Annotated in this window: 17 protein-coding genes; 10 read left to right on the top strand and 7 right to left on the bottom strand. The window is 39.0% G+C overall.

Translation table 11 applies throughout. The features are described 5' to 3' along the window. Nucleotides 1–89: 89 nt before the first annotated feature. Nucleotides 90–992, bottom strand: coding sequence for a glutamate biosynthesis transcriptional regulator GltC (gltC, locus tag AC1VNJ_RS17090; RefSeq protein ID WP_013056801.1), 903 nt, complete (start codon nucleotides 990–992; stop codon nucleotides 90–92). 134 nt (nucleotides 993–1,126) lie between these two features. Between gltC and gltB the strand changes: the two genes are divergently transcribed. Further along, the gene (gene gltB / locus AC1VNJ_RS17085) at nucleotides 1,127–5,680 is read left to right on the top strand and encodes a glutamate synthase large subunit (protein ID WP_028413562.1); all 4,554 of its coding nucleotides are present in this window, start codon (nucleotides 1,127–1,129) and stop codon (nucleotides 5,678–5,680) included. Between the two features lie 16 nt (nucleotides 5,681–5,696). Beyond that, nucleotides 5,697–7,178, top strand: coding sequence for a glutamate synthase small subunit (gene gltD / locus AC1VNJ_RS17080; protein ID WP_013082931.1), 1,482 nt, complete (start codon nucleotides 5,697–5,699; stop codon nucleotides 7,176–7,178). A gap of 33 nt (nucleotides 7,179–7,211) precedes the next feature. On the opposite strand, the gene AC1VNJ_RS17075 is transcribed toward gltD, so the two are convergent. Both AC1VNJ_RS17075 and AC1VNJ_RS17070 read right to left on the bottom strand, forming a co-directional pair. Further along, nucleotides 7,212–7,691: a hypothetical protein gene (locus AC1VNJ_RS17075; protein ID WP_028413561.1), complete on the bottom strand. Its 480-nt coding sequence runs from the start codon at nucleotides 7,689–7,691 to the stop codon at nucleotides 7,212–7,214. Between the two features lie 52 nt (nucleotides 7,692–7,743). Then, entirely contained in the window at nucleotides 7,744–8,214 is a 471-nt protein-coding gene (locus AC1VNJ_RS17070; RefSeq protein WP_028413560.1) for a staygreen family protein, read from the bottom strand. Nucleotides 8,215–8,416: 202 nt separating this feature from the next. Between AC1VNJ_RS17070 and AC1VNJ_RS17065 the strand changes: the two genes are divergently transcribed. From AC1VNJ_RS17065 to AC1VNJ_RS17055, 3 genes are all read left to right on the top strand, one after another. Beyond that, nucleotides 8,417–9,817 (top strand): tannase/feruloyl esterase family alpha/beta hydrolase, encoded by a 1,401-nt coding sequence (locus AC1VNJ_RS17065; protein ID WP_098112545.1) that lies wholly within the window; start codon nucleotides 8,417–8,419, stop codon nucleotides 9,815–9,817. Between the two features lie 248 nt (nucleotides 9,818–10,065). After that, nucleotides 10,066–10,920: a bifunctional methylenetetrahydrofolate dehydrogenase/methenyltetrahydrofolate cyclohydrolase FolD gene (folD, locus tag AC1VNJ_RS17060; protein ID WP_028408722.1), complete on the top strand. Its 855-nt coding sequence runs from the start codon at nucleotides 10,066–10,068 to the stop codon at nucleotides 10,918–10,920. A gap of 110 nt (nucleotides 10,921–11,030) precedes the next feature. Beyond that, nucleotides 11,031–11,630 carry a DUF3298 and DUF4163 domain-containing protein gene (locus tag AC1VNJ_RS17055; RefSeq protein WP_033578833.1) on the top strand — a complete coding sequence of 200 codons (600 nt, stop codon included), beginning with the start codon at nucleotides 11,031–11,033 and terminating at the stop codon, nucleotides 11,628–11,630. A 2-nt stretch (nucleotides 11,631–11,632) separates the two neighbouring features. On the opposite strand, the gene AC1VNJ_RS17050 is transcribed toward AC1VNJ_RS17055, so the two are convergent. Then, complete coding sequence (locus AC1VNJ_RS17050) at nucleotides 11,633–11,899, bottom strand: hypothetical protein (RefSeq protein WP_028413557.1); 267 nt, start codon at nucleotides 11,897–11,899, stop codon at nucleotides 11,633–11,635. 172 nt (nucleotides 11,900–12,071) lie between these two features. On the opposite strand from AC1VNJ_RS17050, the gene AC1VNJ_RS17045 reads away from it, so the two are divergent. Then, on the top strand, nucleotides 12,072–13,496 hold the full coding sequence (locus tag AC1VNJ_RS17045) for a phospholipase D-like domain-containing protein (protein ID WP_482641107.1): 1,425 nt from the start codon (nucleotides 12,072–12,074) through the stop codon (nucleotides 13,494–13,496). Between the two features lie 217 nt (nucleotides 13,497–13,713). Further along, nucleotides 13,714–14,193 (top strand): GNAT family N-acetyltransferase, encoded by a 480-nt coding sequence (locus tag AC1VNJ_RS17040; protein WP_048021498.1) that lies wholly within the window; start codon nucleotides 13,714–13,716, stop codon nucleotides 14,191–14,193. A gap of 36 nt (nucleotides 14,194–14,229) precedes the next feature. On the opposite strand, the gene AC1VNJ_RS17035 is transcribed toward AC1VNJ_RS17040, so the two are convergent. Beyond that, nucleotides 14,230–14,511 carry a hypothetical protein gene (locus AC1VNJ_RS17035; RefSeq protein WP_080754416.1) on the bottom strand — a complete coding sequence of 94 codons (282 nt, stop codon included), beginning with the start codon at nucleotides 14,509–14,511 and terminating at the stop codon, nucleotides 14,230–14,232. 105 nt (nucleotides 14,512–14,616) lie between these two features. Continuing rightward, nucleotides 14,617–15,048, bottom strand: coding sequence for a MarR family winged helix-turn-helix transcriptional regulator (locus tag AC1VNJ_RS17030; protein ID WP_048021189.1), 432 nt, complete (start codon nucleotides 15,046–15,048; stop codon nucleotides 14,617–14,619). A 190-nt stretch (nucleotides 15,049–15,238) separates the two neighbouring features. Between AC1VNJ_RS17030 and AC1VNJ_RS17025 the strand changes: the two genes are divergently transcribed. The 3 genes from AC1VNJ_RS17025 (at nucleotide 15,239) to AC1VNJ_RS17015 (ending at nucleotide 17,571) form a co-directional block, all read left to right on the top strand. Continuing rightward, entirely contained in the window at nucleotides 15,239–15,643 is a 405-nt protein-coding gene (locus AC1VNJ_RS17025) for a CidA/LrgA family protein (RefSeq protein WP_482641106.1), read from the top strand. Then, nucleotides 15,613–16,305 carry an LrgB family protein gene (locus AC1VNJ_RS17020; RefSeq protein WP_028413552.1) on the top strand — a complete coding sequence of 231 codons (693 nt, stop codon included), beginning with the start codon at nucleotides 15,613–15,615 and terminating at the stop codon, nucleotides 16,303–16,305. Before AC1VNJ_RS17025 ends, AC1VNJ_RS17020 begins: the two co-directional genes overlap by 31 nt. Before the next feature lie 393 nt (nucleotides 16,306–16,698). Continuing rightward, the gene (locus tag AC1VNJ_RS17015; protein ID WP_028413551.1) at nucleotides 16,699–17,571 is read left to right on the top strand and encodes an STAS domain-containing protein; all 873 of its coding nucleotides are present in this window, start codon (nucleotides 16,699–16,701) and stop codon (nucleotides 17,569–17,571) included. 336 nt (nucleotides 17,572–17,907) lie between these two features. Here AC1VNJ_RS17015 and AC1VNJ_RS17010 read toward each other — a convergent pair whose 3' ends face one another. Further along, complete coding sequence (locus AC1VNJ_RS17010; RefSeq protein WP_014460341.1) at nucleotides 17,908–18,480, bottom strand: GNAT family N-acetyltransferase; 573 nt, start codon at nucleotides 18,478–18,480, stop codon at nucleotides 17,908–17,910. Between the last annotated feature and the right edge of the window lie 154 nt (nucleotides 18,481–18,634).

Below are 18,634 nucleotides of genomic sequence, written 5' to 3'. Positions count from 1 at the left end.
TAGCTTTAGGGGAAAAAGATCTATTTATACAATTGATCAGCTGAGGAATAGTGTGTAAAGCAAAGAATAGGAGAGGCAGGGGGCCTCTCTTATTTATACTGTTCCAAACGTTCAAAAAAGGTTTTGACAAACTTATAAAAAATTTTATCAGAAGGTGCTAAATCACGATTTCTAGGAATAATCATTCCGACTGTCCGCTGAAGCTGCGGCGTATGAATAGGAAGTTTAGTCGTAAAACGAGGAGTCGTTTCAGACACTGTACTTTCAGGAAGAAGTGTCACGCCAATTCCTGCAGATACAAGACCTTTAATCGCATCTAAATCTTCTCCTTCAGATGAAATATTGGGCATGAATCCTGCTTGTTTGCAAGCGTCAAAGGCCATTTTATGTAAAATGAATCCTTTTGGAAATAGCACAAAATCTTCATTTCTTAAATCCCGCAGCCGAATGTTATCCCGTTCAGCGAGCGGGTGATGAGAAGGAACAAGGGCTAAAAGATTTTCAGTGAATAGAATATGCCCTTCAATACTCTGATCTTCTACAGGTACAGGGCCTAAAAAAGCGATATTGATATCTCTTTTTTTAACCGATTCAATTAAAAATTTGTACGAACCTTGTCTAAGATGAAAAGCAACATTTGGGTGTTCTTCTTTAAAGGCTGATATAATAGTAGGAAGAAGGTGACTAGCAAGACTTGTTGGAAATCCGATTTTAATCGTTCCTCTTTCGGGATCCAAGTATTCATCAATTTGTTCTTTCGCATAGTCAATAGCTTTCATAGCCGTCTCCGTATGCTCAAGAAAGACTTTTCCTATTGCTGTTAACTTGACATTTCTTCCTTCACGTTTGAATAAACTAACACCTAGCTCAGATTCCAGGTTCGCAATTTGACGGCTGATTGCTGATTGAGCTACATGCAGATATTCTGCCGCCTCAGATACGTGTTCTCTTTTTGCAACTTCCATAAAATAGCGTAATTGACGCAGTTCCATAAGCATCCTCCATCTATATATATCAAAATTAGATTGGTTTTATCTAAATTATATATTGTTTATATTGATTTGAAAACTTACAATGTAAACAGGTGATCTTAAAAAGATAAAGAAAACGAACGGGGGAGAAGAAGATGACATACAATCAAATGCCAAAAGCTCAAGGTCTCTACCGTCCTGAATTTGAGCACGATGCATGTGGAATCGGACTATACGCTCAATTGAAAGGCGTAGCGTCACATGATATCGTTAAAAAAGGACTAAACATGCTTTGCCAGCTTGACCATCGAGGCGGACAGGGAAGTGATCCGCTAACAGGAGATGGAGCTGGATTAATGGTACAAATTCCACACGCGTTCTTTAAAAAGACATGCGTTGAACTGAACTTGCCAGAAAACGGTCGTTATGGAGTTGGAATGATCTTTTTCTCAAATAATGAAGACGAGCGTCGAGAAATTGAAGCTTATATTAATAAATTAATTGAAGAAGAGGGACAAACGTTATTAGGTTGGAGAACTGTGCCTGTAAATGTCGGAAAAATCGGAAAAGTTGCAAAAGAAAGCTGTCCATACGTACGACAAGTATTTATTGGGGCAAATGACAGTATTCAAGATGACTTAGCGTTTGAGCGCAAGCTATATGTTATTCGTAAGCAAGCGGAAAATTGGGCGCAGGCACGTCAAAACCGTTTTTATTTTACAAGTCTTTCAAGCAGAACAATTGTGTACAAAGGGTTGTTAACACCTGAACAAGTGGATGCTTTTTATCTTGACCTACAAGATGAAGACTTTACTTCAGCGTTTGCTTTAGTGCATTCTCGCTTTAGCACAAACACGTTCCCAAGCTGGGAAAGAGCACATCCAAACCGTTATTTAATTCACAACGGTGAAATCAATACGCTTCGCGGTAATCAAAACTGGATGAGAGCGCGTGAACAGCAGTTTGTTTCGGACGCATTTGGTAAGGATTTGCCGAAGGTTCTTCCAATTTTAGATGCTGAAGGAAGCGACTCATCCATGTTAGATAATGCGCTAGAGTTCTTTGTATTGGCCGGCCGCAAGCCAGCCCATGCAGCGATGATGCTTATTCCAGAGCCTTGGTCTGAGAATCCGCACATGTCAAAAGAAAAACGTGCTTTCTATGAGTATCATAGCGCATTAATGGAGCCATGGGATGGTCCGACTGCTATTTCGTTTACGGATGGAAAGCAAATCGGTGCTATTTTAGACCGTAACGGTTTACGTCCAGCTCGCTATTATGTTACAAAAGATGATTACATCATACTTTCATCAGAAGTAGGCGTCATTGATGTTGAAGATGAAAATGTGTTATATAAAGATCGTTTAAGCCCAGGTAAAATGCTTCTAATCGATTTAGAAGAAGGCCGAATTATTTCAGATGAAGAAATTAAATCTGAAATGGCACAGGCTGAGCCTTATCAAGAATGGTTAGATGAACAGCTGGTAACGTTGCCAGAAGTGCAGGAAGAAAAATCTGAATACTTCGATGATTTGGTCATTCGCCAGAAGTCATTTGGCTACACGTATGAAGATATTCATAAATATTTAGTTCCAGTTATTACAGAAGGAAAAGATCCGCTTGGTTCAATGGGTAATGATACTCCATTAGCCGTGTTGTCTGATCGTCCTCAATCGCTGTTCAATTACTTTAAGCAGCTGTTTGCTCAAGTAACGAACCCACCGATTGACGCTATTCGTGAACAGTTGGTTACATCAACAATGACGTTGCTTGGTGCAGAAGGGAATTTACTGCATCCAACCAAAGAAAACATTCATCGAATTCAGCTTGAGACGCCGGTTTTAACAAACAATCAAACTCATCAGCTGAAGTCTGCCATTCATCCAGATTTCAAAAGTGCTGTTATTTCTGCGGTGTTCACAAATGATTTAAAAGAAGATCTTGATCGCGTATTTGCTGAAGCTGAAGCGGCAATTAACGCAGGCGCTAGCATTCTTGTTCTGACAGACCGTGAAGCGGGAGCTCACTCTGTAGCCATTCCAGCTTTATTAGCGGTCAGTGGTCTGCACCAGCACCTAGTGCGAAAAGGAAACCGTACAAAGGCGAGCATTGTAGTGGAAACAGGAGAAGCGCGCGAAGTGCACCATTTTGCAGCACTGATTGGTTACGGAGCAGACGCAATTAATCCATATCTTACTTTTGCAACATATCAAAATGAAATTAACGCAGGTACGTTGAACGTATCGTATGACTATGCTGTTGAGAAATATGTAAAAGCCGTTACTGAAGGTGTTGTAAAAGTAATGTCTAAAATGGGCATTTCAACGGTGCAAAGTTATCGGGGCGCACAAATTTTTGAAGCAGTTGGAATCAGTGCAGAGGTTATCGAGCAATATTTTACAGGTACTGCCTCGCAACTTGGCGGTATCGGTTTAGATGTTATTGCAAAAGAAGCGAAAACGCGTCACGACAATGCTTATGTTGAAACAATTGAGCAAACGTTAGAGTCAGGAAGCGACTTCCAGTGGAGACACACGGGCGAGCATCATGCGTTTAATCCAAAAACAATTCACACGCTGCAGTGGGCTTGCCGTAAGGGAGATTACAGCTTATTTAAAAAATTCTCTGAATCGGCTAATGAAGAACGCATCGGTTTCTTGCGCAACCTATTCTCGTTTAATGGAACGCGTTCATCTATCTCCATTGATGAAGTGGAATCAGTTGATTCGATTGTAAAACGTTTTAAATCAGGTGCTATGTCGTTTGGATCTTTAAGTCAAGAAGCTCATGAAACATTAGCGATTGCGATGAACCGTTTAGGCGCACGCAGTAACAGTGGAGAAGGTGGCGAGCACCCTAGCCGCTACACTGTGGATGAAAATGGAGATAATCGCCGCAGTGCGATTAAACAGATTGCTTCTGGCCGTTTTGGAGTGAAAAGTCATTACCTTGTGAATGCGGATGAGCTTCAAATTAAAATGGCACAAGGTGCAAAACCCGGAGAAGGCGGTCAGCTTCCAGGAAACAAAGTATATCCATGGGTAGCAGATGTGCGTGGATCAACGCCAGGAGTAGGCTTAATTTCACCTCCTCCACACCACGATATTTACTCGATTGAAGATTTAGCACAGCTTATTCATGACTTAAAAAATATAAACCGTGATGCACGAATCAGCGTCAAACTCGTTTCAAAAGCAGGAGTAGGAACGATTGCTGCCGGAGTAGCAAAAGGAGTAGCGGACGTTATCGTTATTAGCGGCTACGACGGAGGTACGGGAGCATCTCCAAAAACAAGTATTAAACATACGGGACTACCGTGGGAACTGGGCTTAGCGGAAGCTCATCAAACGCTTATGTTAAACGGTCTTCGCGAAAAGGTAGTGCTTGAAACAGACGGGAAATTAATGACGGGTAAAGATGTAGTCATGGCAGCACTTTTAGGAGCAGAAGAGTTTGGTTTTGCTACGGCGCCTTTAATTGTTTTAGGCTGTATCATGATGCGTGCGTGTCACTTAGATACATGTCCAGTTGGAGTGGCGACGCAAAACCCAGAGCTTCGTAAAAAGTTCCTAGGAGAAGCGGATCACATCGTTAACTATATGAAATTTGTTGCACAAGAAGTACGCGAAATTATGGCTGAACTTGGATTTAAAACAGTAGATGAAATGGTTGGACGTACAGACGTATTAAGCGTTAGCGAACGTGCAAAAAATCACTGGAAGGCGCAGCACTTAGACTTAACAACTCTTTTATATCAAGCTGAAGGTGTACGTACTTTTAAAACACCTCAAAACCATAAAATTGACGAATCTCTTGATATGCAAAAAATCTTGCCAGCGGTACAGCAAGCAATCGAGCATAAGTATCAAGTCGAGTTAGAACTGCCAATTTCTAATATTAACCGTGTAGCTGGAACAATTGTAGGAAGTGAAGTTACAAAACGTTACGGTGAGAAAGGTCTGCCAGAAGATACGATTACTCTTCGATTCACTGGCTCTGCAGGACAAAGTTTTGGTGCATTTGTTCCAAAAGGAATGTCTATGTATCTAACTGGAGATGCAAATGATTATATCGGAAAAGGGTTATCAGGAGGTAAAATCATCGTTGCTCCACCTAAGGAAACAACAGCTGTGTCAGGTGAAAATGTTATCGTCGGGAACGTGGCATTTTACGGTGCAACAAGCGGTGAAGCTTATGTTAGCGGGCTAGCAGGAGAACGTTTTGCGGTTCGTAACAGCGGTGTGAACGTAGTGGTTGAAGGAATTGGCGATCATGGCTGTGAATATATGACTGGCGGACGCGTTGTCGTATTAGGTGATGTAGGTAAAAACTTCGGTGCGGGAATGTCTGGCGGTATTGCTTACGTATTTGCTGATGATCAAGAAGCATTCAAAAACCTTTGTAATAAAGACATGATTGGGTTTGAGAGCTTAAAAGGCGAAGAAGCAGAAGAAGTAAAAGAGATGATTGCAAATCACCTAAAATATACTGACAGTCATAAAGCAGCATTTGTATTAGAAAATTGGGAAGAATCGCTTTCGAAATTTGTAAAAGTGATTCCGAATGATTATAAACGCATGATGAATCGCATTGAAGAGCAAAAAGCAGCTGGGTTAACGGAAGAAGAAGCAGCTATGAGTGCGTTTGAGGAAAATGCAAAACAAGAAAAGAAAGCATCGGCAAAACAACAAGAAGCGGTAGCTCAGTAAGAAAGGGGAGAGTACGATGGGAAAACCAACAGGATTTATGGAAATCAAACGTGAAAAAGGGAAGGAACGTGACCCGTTAAAACGTTTAGGTGATTGGAAAGAGTATGCTGCTCCTTTATCTGATGAAGCGCTAAGCCGTCAAGGAGCACGATGTATGGATTGTGGCACACCTTTTTGCCACATGGGAATGGATATTAATGCTTTTACTTCTGGATGTCCAATCTATAACTTAATTCCAGAGTGGAATGATTTAGTTTATAAAGGACGCTGGAAAGAAGCTTTAGAGCGTTTAATGAAAACGAACAACTTCCCGGAGTTTACAGGACGCGTTTGTCCTGCTCCGTGTGAAGGTTCCTGTACGCTTGCTATTTCAGATCCAGCGGTTTCGATCAAGAATATCGAACGCGCTATTATTGATAAAGGCTTTGAGAATGGGTGGATTACTCCGCGTATTCCGGAGAAAAGAACAGGCAAAAAAATTGCTGTTATTGGCTCTGGGCCAGCAGGCTTAGCGAGCGCAGATCAGCTGAATCAAGCGGGTCATTCAGTAACGGTATATGAAAGAGCAGATCGTGCCGGTGGTTTATTAACATATGGAATTCCAAATATGAAGCTAGATAAAGAAGTAGTGGAAAGACGTGTTCGCTTATTGACACAAGAAGGTATTGATTTTGTAACGAATACGGAAGTTGGAAAAGACATTACTGCTGAAGAGTTAAAAGAACAATATGATGCTGTCATTTTGTGTACAGGAGCTCAGAAGCAAAGAGATCTAGTATTAGAAGGCCGTGAAGCAAAAGGAGTTCACTTTGCAATGGACTACTTAACAACTTCAACAAAAAGCCTTTTAGATTCTAACTTCAAAGATGGTCAATTTATTGATGCTGAAGGAAAAGACGTTATTGTTATTGGAGGCGGAGACACGGGAGCTGACTGTGTAGCTACTGCTCTTCGTCAAAAATGCCGCAGCGTTGTTCAGTTTGGTAAACATCCTCAGCTTCCTGCTGAGCGTACGGCAGATAATATGTGGCCTGAATATCCACATGTATTTAATCTTGAATATGCTTATGAAGAAGCACAGGCGAAATTTGGGGACGATCCACGTGAATATTCAATTCAAACGAAAAAAATCGTGGCAGATGAGCAAGGTAATCTAAAAGAACTTCATACGGTTCAAATGGAAAAAGTAAAAGGTGAAAATGGACAGTACATCTTTACCGAAATTCCAGGAACAGAAAAAGTATGGCCAGCTCAGCTTGTCTTTATTGCGATTGGGTTTGAAGGTCCAGAGCATCCGGTTCTATCAGCGTTTGGTGTTGAAACGAAAAATCGTCGCGTAGATGCAGCGTATGGAAATTACAAAACAAATGTTGAAGGTGTTTTTGCTGCTGGTGATGCTCGTCGTGGGCAAAGTTTAATCGTATGGGCTATTCATGAAGGTCGTGAAGTAGCTAAACAAGTTGATAGCCATCTAATGGGAGCAACTGTATTACCATAACAAAAAACCGTCACAATTGTGGCGGTTTTTTGTTTATCTAGGATTTGGCACTTCATTTCCTCTACGTAAATTTTCAAATGAAACGGTTAAAATCGTGTTAGTAATTCGAACTTGTGAAACAGGGGAAACGCTGTATAAGTTAAAAAGTTCAAATGTCCAGGGATCACGTTTTTTCAGCTGTCGCGCGGCTTTTTCGACGCGTTCGTTAATAGATCCGCTGTAATTGTTATAGTTATCATCAACAAATCTTACAATGGAACGAAATAAGTATTCTGTTAGTTTGCTATCCATCCCACCTCGTTGAGCATCTCTGTAGATGGACTGATACTGGCGTTTTAAAATTTTCATCACTCTGTCTACATCGCGTGTAGATCTAACTTCTTCTTCTTCATGCAGGATATAAGAAAATAAGTCTTCATTGTATCTATAAGGTTCTAAATAATTTTCATTCGTAGTAGGAACCACTGGATGGTAGTAGCGCGGCATATAGGGGTAAACCCATTGACTGTACATGAGACATTCACACCTTCCTCGTTCATTTTCCATTAGTTTATGCACTAGCGTGCTAGCTGCTGCATGTTTGTTTTAAATAAAATTTAGGGGTTTGATAATAGGACCACCCTCTAAATTCTTGATAAGTCGATACAAAATAAATGTAAATCGGTGTATTTAGCAAGTCTGGATAATGTTGAAAAAACGCTTGGTCTCCGTAAAATATTGCTTCTAAAGCAAGCGGAAGCTCCCGGCGGAAAATGTGATAACGAAGCTGTGCTTGCTCGCGGCTGAACTCACCTCCGCTAACAAAAACTTCGCCTTGAATAACTGCTTGTCGATCTGTTACGTGAAGAGCAGCTAGTACTTCATCACGCATATTTTTATCTATCGCCTTGTTGTTATATGAGCATCCGATGCTTAAAAAAAGCTGACCGGTTGTATCAGAATGAGTAAGAGTATATTTTCTTCCAGAAACCGGATAGGAGGAAGTAGCAGGGGGAATGAGAGTCGTAGAGAGTTTTGAAGAATTAAACGAACTCATAGTCATTTACACTCCTTTTTTTGAATAAATTTCAATATTATACGGCGCTATGGGCTCAGATGTGATAAATGTCTACTTTCTTTCTGCAACAAAGGCGTTTTGATGTACTTTTTGAGAAATGAATGGTAATATTTAACTAAAATTATGCGTGTACAGTCCCCGAAGATTGTCTTCAAAAGCAAATGTGAATGGAGGTTATCACTTGAATATCACAACGTTTGACGGTAAGTATGGAAACTGGTTAACGACTAAAAACCCTCTTCAATTTCAAGCAGCGACTGCCTATGGGAACATTGGGCTGGCTCCTATCTATTGGGGAACAAAAGAAGAAAAAAATGGATGGTATTACATGTATCAGCCTGAAGAAATAACGGGCGTTCAAGTAGAAAGTGAAGTTGATGGTGGTAAATTTCTCATTCGAATTCCTGATGACTGGAATGGAAAGTTAGTTATGTCGGGAGTTCCAGCTACCAGAGATGAGAAATCAACGGATTTACTGTTCAGCGACTATGTGTTGGCAAAAGGGTTTGCGTTTGCTGCTTCTGATAAAGGGACACAGGGAGAAGAAGTGAGAGATGATCCATTTGCTAAAGCAAAAAACGCTCTAGTCAAAGAAGAAGACTCCATTAGAAAATGGCATATTCAATACCGAGAAGTGACAAAAATTGCTCAGAGATTTTTGTTTGAAAATTATCGTCACAAACTCCAGAAAGAAGTGACAGAATATTTTGATATAAAAACGTATGCTTTAGGTATTTCTAATGGGGGTTATGTTGTTCGCTATGCTTTAGAAAACGATGGGAAAAATGGAGAGCCTCAGCTTTTTAATGGAGGGGTTGAATGGGAAGGGGTTATGTGGCGAGCTGATCACGATAACTTGATCACTTCCCTAACACCTGTTGTAAATCATGCCGAAGAAGCACTGTATACGGTAGGTGAATCGCAAAAAGAAGCTTTGCACCGGTTGTATCAAGCAGGGTTGCCAAAAGGATCTGAGTTTTTATGGCCATATCATGACCAGTATTATTGGTTTTTAACGCTTAATATATATAGAGATGAGTTTGACAGTCAAGCACCTGGAAGCATTCCGTGGCAAAAATACTTGACGCTTTTTGAAAACGGAGTTAGAGATCGTTCGTTAGATTCTATTTTTAAAAAGTATGATTATCAAGAAAGACCACAAGATGTTAAGCAAAAAGTTCGTGAAATTGAAAATACAGGTGATATTTCCGTTCCGTTGATAAGCATTACAGGGTCGTTAGATGCTCTTATTTTTCCGGATATTCATGCTTATCCTTATGAACAACTGGTAAAAGATTCTGGTAAGCAGCACCTTCATCGTCACTACGTAATTGAAAATGGAAACCATATTGATAGCTTAGTATGGAATCATCAAATTGATCCAGATCGAAAGCTTCAGCCTCTCCTTCCTTATGTGTATCAAGGATTTGAACTGCTATGTGATTGGGTGGAGAATTTTGAAGAACCTCCGAAAAATAAGAAAATAAGTGTGCCTCTCAAGGAAATGCATGTAAAGGATCTAAAAACAGAGGAAGACGTGCTGCCGTTGACTACAAAGAAAAGCATATCAACAAAAAAATAAATCGTCGAAAACCGTGCCGAAGGCGCGGTTTTTAATTTAGAAAAGCAACATTTGAATAAAAACAGCTTCTATGAATACAAAATATTATAGTGCGATAAGAATGGAATATACGTTATTTGTTATTTATTTTTATCTATTTAAAATAAAAATAATAAAAACATTGAACAAAACCGAACTTTTGTGTTAGATTAATAACTATAATTCGTACATTTATTAAATGGCTACAGTTGAAAGGAGCAAAAAACATCATGACAGCGAAAGTAATTAAAGGAAAAGAAGTAGCGCAAGAACTGCGCGCCGCATTAAAAGAAGAGGTAGCTCAATTAAAAACAAAAGGTATCGTTCCTGGTTTAACCGTAATTTTAGTAGGAGAAAATCCTGCTTCCCAATCATATGTAAAAGCAAAAGCAAAGGCTTGTGAAGAAATCGGTGTTGCGTCTGAAATTATCAAACGTGACGTAACGATTACGGAAGAAGAGCTTTTAAACGAAATCCATCACTTGAATGGAAATCCATCTGTTCATGGTATTCTTATTCAACTTCCATTACCAAAACATATTGATGAAAAAGCAGTATTAAATGCTGTATCTCCTAAAAAAGATGTAGATGGCTTCCACCCAGTAAGCGTAGGGAATATGGTCATTGGCGATGAGTGCTATTTACCATGTACACCACACGGTATCGTTGAGTTAATTAAACGTTCAGGTGAAGAAATTTCAGGTAAACATGCGGTAGTAATTGGACGAAGCAATATTGTTGGTAAACCAGTATCCATGCTGTTACTTCAAGAAAGTGCAACGGTAACAATTGCTCACTCTCGCACAAAAGATTTATCTGCTTTAACAAAACAAGCTGATATTCTTGTGTCAGCTGTAGGACAACCTAGACTTATCAAAGCAGATGATATTAAGCCGGGTGCCATTGTAATTGATGTAGGTAACACAATGGAAAATGGTAAACTCGTTGGTGATGTTGATTACGAAGCGGCTTTAGAAGTTGCAGGTTATATCACACCAGTACCAGGCGGCGTTGGTCCGATGACCATCACAATGCTATTAAAAAATACGGTAGACGCTGCTAAAACAATTAACAACGTAAAATAATAGAAAGTTAAAAATCCCGTGCGTATATGCACGGGATTTTTTTGCTTCAGTAATGGAATGAAAGCTAAAAGAATAGAATGTAACATTCTGTATAGAAAGAGGAGGAAGCGATGGTTACGTTACCTGCAACGGTATATTCTCAACAAATAGTGAAGAAAAAGTTAAACGTTTATTATCCAGCTGTTCATTTGACTAATCCAGCTGTTCAGCACAGCATTAACAGTAAGATCTTGCAGCGTACGAATGAATTAATTCGTCAGCAGGGATATGGAGAAAATCCGGATACAGAAGAAACGGGTTATTATGAGTTGAAAACAAACGAGCGAAATGTGCTCAGCTTAACGCTTGTCAATTTTGCTTATTCCGGGGGAGCGCACGGATTGACCGTGGTAGTTCCGTTAACGTTTAATGTGCTGACTGGAAAAACGTATCAACTAAAAGATTTGTTTAAAAAAGACAGTAATTACGTAAGTGTTCTTTCTAAAATAGTAGGAGCGCAAATAAAAGAGCGCGATATTATGGTTCTTGGAGAATATAAAGGAATTAAACCAGATCAGGATTTTTATATCGCCGATAAATCACTTGTACTATTTTATCAGCTGTATGACCTGGCTCCTTACGCATATGGAATTCCTTACTTTCCAATTTCTATCTATGCTATTCAAGATATTATTGCAGATGAAAGTCCACTTGGACAAATGTTTGGATAAAGTTATAAAAAATTGCGGTGCGGCCGTACGTATCTTTTTAATTCGGCCGCTAACTGCTGACGAAGCGAACGAACGCCAATCGCTTCAGCAATATCTTTTGCTACAGGAAACACCCCGATTTTAGTGATATGAACGCGAAGATAACCCTCGTACAAGCATCCTCGCTCCGCATGCTTGATTTTGGTGCGTACAACAGCTTCTATTTTATCGTTTTCATTTTGCAAAGGGTAAGAATCTGTAATATGAAAACGAAAAGAATATTCCTCCATCACCATCATCCTTTTTTCTATGATATGTACTAGCATACTATACAAATAGTGAATCAGAAAAAATAAATGTGTCAAAAGAACAAAGCGCAAAGTAATCAAGGAAGCAGTTTCTTGCATGTAATGATCATTATTTGTGAACGATAACAGAAAAAGACAAAAAGCTGGAGTTGCGATGATAAAAATAGTATTCAAAGGATTACTTATTATTTTATCTTTATATATTCTGTATGTGGTTATAACGGCGGTGGTTCTCTTTTATGTACCTTTAAAAATAGGAGAGGAAACGACCTCAATTAAACCGGCTAGCTTTTTTGGTCACAGTGAGTCTACGGACCGAGTGAGACTTCTTGAAGATGGTTATGAGGCAGGAAGAGTTCGTATTCAAATGATTCAACAAGCTGAGAAATCGATTGATATTGCTTATTACTCAATAGGAAAAGGAGAGTCAACTGATTTAATTATGGCCGCTCTTTTTAAAGCAGCTGATCGAGGCGTCCATACTCGCGTTCTTTTGGATGGGATAGCTAACGGCTTACGGGGAAACCGAAGGGGCGTGCTCTATGCATTAGCTTCACATCCTAATATTGAAGTGAAGTATTACGAACCGTTTCAATTGTTTAAACCTTGGGCGTGGCAAAATCGTATGCATGACAAAATAATGGTTGTAGACGGACAGCTAGGCATAATAGGGGGACGGAATATAGGGGACAAATATTTGGCTAAAAAGCCTCCTCCAGACTTCGTCTATGATCGTGATGTCTTTATTACAAACAGTAAACATAAACAAGATAGCGTCATCACTCAAATGCAAAATTATATAAATGAATTATGGGCTCATCCCTACACTAAAAAAGCTTTTCATCATCTCACACAGTACCAGGTTGATCAGGGGAAGAGGATGAAAGCTTTGCTGCTGCAGCAATATGATAAAGCTAAGCAAGTAGGAGAAACGTTTGCGACCCCCAAGATTAATTGGAATGCTTCCACCGTTTCTACAAAGCGTGTTTCTTTTATTCATAATCCAATTGAACGCTTTAATAAACGACCTTTTATGTGGAAAACGTTTATTAACCTAGCAGAAGAAGCTAACCGCTCTGTTCTTATTCAAAGTCCTTATGTGGTGCCCACCAATGCGATGAGAAAGTATACAGCCATGAAAAAGAACCCAGACGTTCAATGGACGCTACTCACAAATTCAGTTACATCTACGCCCAATGTGTTGGCTTTTTCCGGATATATTAGTATGCGTGATACGATTATGAAGACAGGTGCAAAGCTTTACGAATACCAAGGACCTTATTCGATCCATGCAAAGTCTGTGATTTATGATCAAAGACTTAGCGCCGTAGGCTCTTTTAATTTAGATTCCCGTTCTACATTTTTGAATAACGAATCAATGGTCATTATCGATAGTCAAAAATTTGCAAAAGAGTTGACGATGGCGATGGAAAACAAAATGGATAAAAGTATTCTTATTGCCAATCACAAGCGCTGGGTTAAACCTCCTGAAATCCAAAAGAAAGAAGAGCCTGTTATGAAGCGTACCTTACTGTATACCCTTGCAAAAGTAACGAGGTTTTTTAAGGAGTTTATTTAAACAACCGGCAGTAGAAAAAAAGTACTCAATGAACATTTATTGAGTACTTTTTGTTACATACTTTATAAATAAGCTCATACAACGATCACATCACGTAAATTATCCTCTTTTATTTATTAGGAGAATTAGGTAGTATAAACATAATAAACAAAAAGGAGGAAGGTACGTGGAAGCCGCTGTTTTAATTAAACCAGATGCAGCTTATAAAAAGGCTTATATGAGCTTTTATCATGAATGGAAAGCAAGCGGAGAAAAAATGATTCCGTGGGTCATTGCTAAAGATCCTGCTTACTTTGAAAAAATGGTTCAAGAGTTATTAGATGCAGAAAAAGGGATCGGATTAAAAAAAGGATTTGTACCCGATTCCACCTACTGGCTAATGCATCACGAAAGAGTAATAGGCGTAGTTAATATCCGCCATGAGCTAAGTGAAATACTTCGAAACAGCGGAGGACATATAGGGTATGGTATTCGGCCAAGTGAAAGACAAAAAGGATATGCCAAGCTGCTACTGAGGTTATCTCTTCAAGAGATTAAAAAGCTGGGAGTTCAACGGGCATTAGTTGTGTGTGATGATTGGAACACTGCTTCTCGTCGAACTATTCTGGCAAACGGTGGTATACAAGACGAGGATTATATAGAAGAGGACGGGGCTATTGTTCAACGCTTTTGGATTCATACGGATAAAATGGCATAAAAAAGAGATGAATTTTTTAATTCACCTCTTTTCTGCTTAGTCATATTGTTTTAAAGCTAACTTCAGCCGCATATAGGTATACATAGCGTATGCCTGTCTTCCTTTTAAACTGTAAGGATTTGCTTTGGAGCAAAGACACTCAAGAAATTGCTCATCACATGAGCGGCATGATCCGTAATCTTCATAGCATAAATCATGGTATTTACAGCAGCAGTCTACATCATTTACAGGACATCCCGGACCACTGCATCCGGGGCCACACCATTTATAGCCGGGGAAGAGGCAGGGCGTGGCTTTCCGTTTATTCGGAACAGACATAATCATACATCCTTTTCAATAGTCTCTTTACATTAAATGCAAAAAAGAGAAAAGAGAAAGGGACAAACACCTTGCAGCAGTAGCCTAATTTTCATGAATTTCTATTTAATCGATAAATGCGTCATTCATCCGCATTAATAGTTTGCCAAATAGCTCCTTTTCTTCACTTGACCATTTTTTTAACATACTATGATAGCGTTCAAGGCGCATTTGCTTATCAGTTTGCAGCATTTGTTTCCCGTGTGTTGTGATGTCAAATAGGCTGACTCGTCCATCCGAAGGATCAGAGGAGCGAGAAATAAGCTTTTTATTTTCTAAAGCAGCAGCCTGTCTAGAAAGAGTTGAAATGTCGAGTTTAAATGCTTCTGCCAGTTCTTTTACACGAGCTGGTCCAAATTCATCTAATTGCCGCAGCAATAAATAAGCTGATCTTTCTAGGTTTCCTATTTTATTTTCGGAATTATCAAGATAGACCGCTCGTCTAATAAAGGTAGTAAGTTCATATTCAATCAATTCAATTGAATTCTTTTCTTGCATTATAATCGCCCCTTACAAAATCATTCATTGACAAAGAAATATATACTTGTATAATACAAATGTATATATAGTTGTATAGTACAAGTAAAAGTAGGTAAAGTAAAGGTGTTTATATAGTTAAATGTTAGACAACATGACAAAATAAAGAGAGGAGGGCAGCTGTTCTTTATTTATAGGACAGTGACCTATAATGAAAGTGATACGAATCATTTTACAAATTGCGATTCTTTATGCTTTTTCTATGATTGGCGAAGCTGTTCACCATATGCTTCATCTACCTATTCCAGGCAGTATTATAGGCTTAATTTTAATGCTCATTTGCTTAACGTGCAAAGTTGTTCCCATCAAAATAATTGAAGACGGAGCAGGTTTCTTGTTATCTTTTTTACCGCTATTATTCATACCAGCTATGGCAGGTGTGATGAATTATCCTTCGCTTCTTTCAAGCAGCGGAGCGGTTTTATTTTTAATTATTGTGCTTAGTACGATTGTTACGATGGCCGCTGCAGGGACTGCCAGCCAACTTTTGGAAAAGAAAGCGAGCAAACGAAAGGAGAAACAACAGTGCAAGAATTCTTTATCGCGGTCTTTATAATCGTAGCTACAGTTGCTTTGTATCTAGTCATGGCAAAAGTATACGTGCGGTTCTCCTATCCGATTCTTATTCCTGTTTTAACTACAACCATATTCGTTATTCTTCTTTTGCTTGCTTTTCATGTTTCCTATGATGAGTATATGATTGGAGGCAAATGGATTAATTCACTTCTAGGACCAGCGGTTGTTGCATTAGCGTATCCACTCTATAAACAGCGTGAGATGCTAGTAAAATACAGCGTTCCTATTATTGGAGGGGTATTTGTAGGATTATTCGCAGGCATGATCAGCGGACTTGTGTTTGCTGAAGTATTTGGCGTTGATCGAAGCCTGATTTTATCCATTATTCCTAAGTCTATTACTACTCCTGTAGCGATTCAGATCGCCACAGGGCTAGGGGGCGTTCCATCGATGACCGTGGTATTTGTTATGATCGCAGGTTTTTCTGGAGTAATCCTTGGACCGCTACTTTTAAAATGGATTCGGATCAAGAGTTCTTTAGGAAAAGGAATTGCATTAGGCAGTGCTTCTCATGCGCTAGGAACTTCTAAAGCATTTGAATACGGTGAGCTAACGGTATCGATGAGTTCAGTATCAATGACGTTAAGCGCTGTATTAGGATCCGTTTTTGGGCCAATTGTTGTCTGGCTATTCCAAGTGTAAGGCGAGATAAAAGAAAGTGAATATAAAAAACGAGGCTGAGACAAAAGTATGTTAGTTAAAGTTGAACACGAACGATCTATTGAAAGGTGATGGATAGTTCGTGTTTTTTTATGCTCATCGTAAACGTAGATTTAATGTATGTACTGGCTTCTAACTGTTGATTTCGTTATGCCCCCATCTCGCTTTTTATATAAAAGCATAAATTTTTTCCGAAGCAAATTTTAAGTTGTGCGGCTCTTACTCTGGTACTATAATAAAAAGAAAGAAAATTCATAAAATAACCGCTTTTTTGTTATTTTTAGGAAGGCTAGTCAATTTTCGGATGGATAAGTAGGCTTAGTCAAGGTTATATACGCAGTAAAAATAGCAGAAAAGAGGAGCTGAACGTATTTTATGAAAGAGGAGCTCGTGTATATAGGAAAAAAGATTCTTGAACATAAATATAGCTTGTCAGAAAAATTAGCCGAACGTTTAGATGCTACACATACACTAAGTCTAGAGGAATTGAAAGAAAAGAAAATTCTGAAGTGGCGAGTGTCAATTATGGAATACTTTGGGAGATCTCTATTTGAAGAACAGGAGGCTGTACTTAAACTTGTTAAAGAATGGGCACTTGATACGGGTAAATATGCAGTGGAAAAAAATATTCCTTTAGAAAAAGCACTAGGTATCCTTCCAATCTATCGCAGCGTTATTTGGGATGTATTTACAAGAGAACTAGAGGAGCATCAGTTTGCGGCAATTACCATGCTGCATGTCAGTGAACGAATTGATCCACTTTTAGATACGGTAACATGTGTTTTTGGTCAAATTTATGACGAGCATAATCGATATATGATGAATTTAGCTTATACGTCACTAGAAGAACTTTCAGTTCCACTCGTACCTGTCACAAAAGGGATTGCTATTATGCCGATTATTGGAGAAATTGATACCCACCGCTCACAAGTTATTATGGAAACCTGCTTGAAAAAAGGGACAAGCCTTCAATTATCTTATCTTATTTTAGATATTTCAGGTGTCGTGATTATTGATACAATGGTAGCAGACAATCTTTTTAAAATTCATCGATCGCTTAAATTGGTGGGAGTGGAAGCTATTATAACGGGGATACGACCGGAAATTGCCCAAACGGTAGTGAAACTAGGAATTGATTTTAATCAAATTAAAACAGAAGCAAATTTAGAAGCGGCGCTTTTAAAAATTGGGTTTACACGTCCTGAAGAGCATAGCCGCACGCATGTGTCATCGCGGCGCATAAAATGACCGGCCATAAATATGGATTTCAGCATGTAGAAAGTAAGTGCATAGTAAAAAAGCGGATGTTAATCAACATCCGCTTTTTTACTTAATAAATGCGATATGCCATGGCAGCACAAAAGCATAAACGAGGAAGTATACCGCTATTGAATAGATAAAAAACCAGCCGTTTAAATAAAACAAGGGCAAGAATAAATAAGCATAAACTAACGGTAATCGGAAACCACAAACCGTGTGCAGATAAGTCTAAATGCTGAATTGCTTGCTCCAACATTGTTCACCTCAAAAGGAAGAGTTAGTGTTCAAGTTAGCCTGTGTTATGGAAAGTATTCTATACATTTTCTACGCGTTACGCGTGTATTCTTCTCGCAAGATTGAATATAACTTTAAGTCTTGATGAGCTCCTTTAATAAACATGGCTTTTCGAATTGTTCCTTCATAAGACATACCGATTTTTTTCATCACTTTCTCAGAAGCGGCATTTTCAACAAAGCACCTCGCCTGAATGCGCACTAAATCCATTTCTTCAAATCCAAACGCAATTACTTTTTCAGCTGCTTCCGTAACAAATCCCTTATTCCAATATGCTTCAGAAATCGCATAGCCAATTTCCGCAATGCGATGAGTAGGGTTCCAAGTGACAAAGTCAATGGTGCCAATACATTTTTTCAGGGCTTTGATTTCCATAGCCCAAGGAGAAATGGATTGGTTGCTGTACTGCTTTAAAACGAAGGAAACAAACTCTTTTGTATCTTGAAGCTTTCGGTGCTTTTCCCAATTTACATATCTGCTTACCTTTTCATTTGAGGCATATTCAAACATGTCACGCACATCTTTTTTGGTAACTTTCCGCAAGCGGAGTCTTTCTGTTTCTAGTGTGGGTAAATTTCCGTATATATCTTTTACTTGAATCATAAAGTTGTCTCCTTTCTCAGCAAGAAGTGGATGAAGTGTTGATAAGAATGTTTCATAGAAGCTGCAGCATCCAAGAAAGATCCTTTTCATTTCATGTACTTGATTCTTTAATTGTAAAATATTTCATTGCTGAGCGTAAGAGGTCAAATAGCTT

It is taken from the genome of Priestia sp. 3CA3 (assembly GCF_056836725.1).
This window is presented reverse-complemented; position numbering and strand designations above follow the sequence as displayed.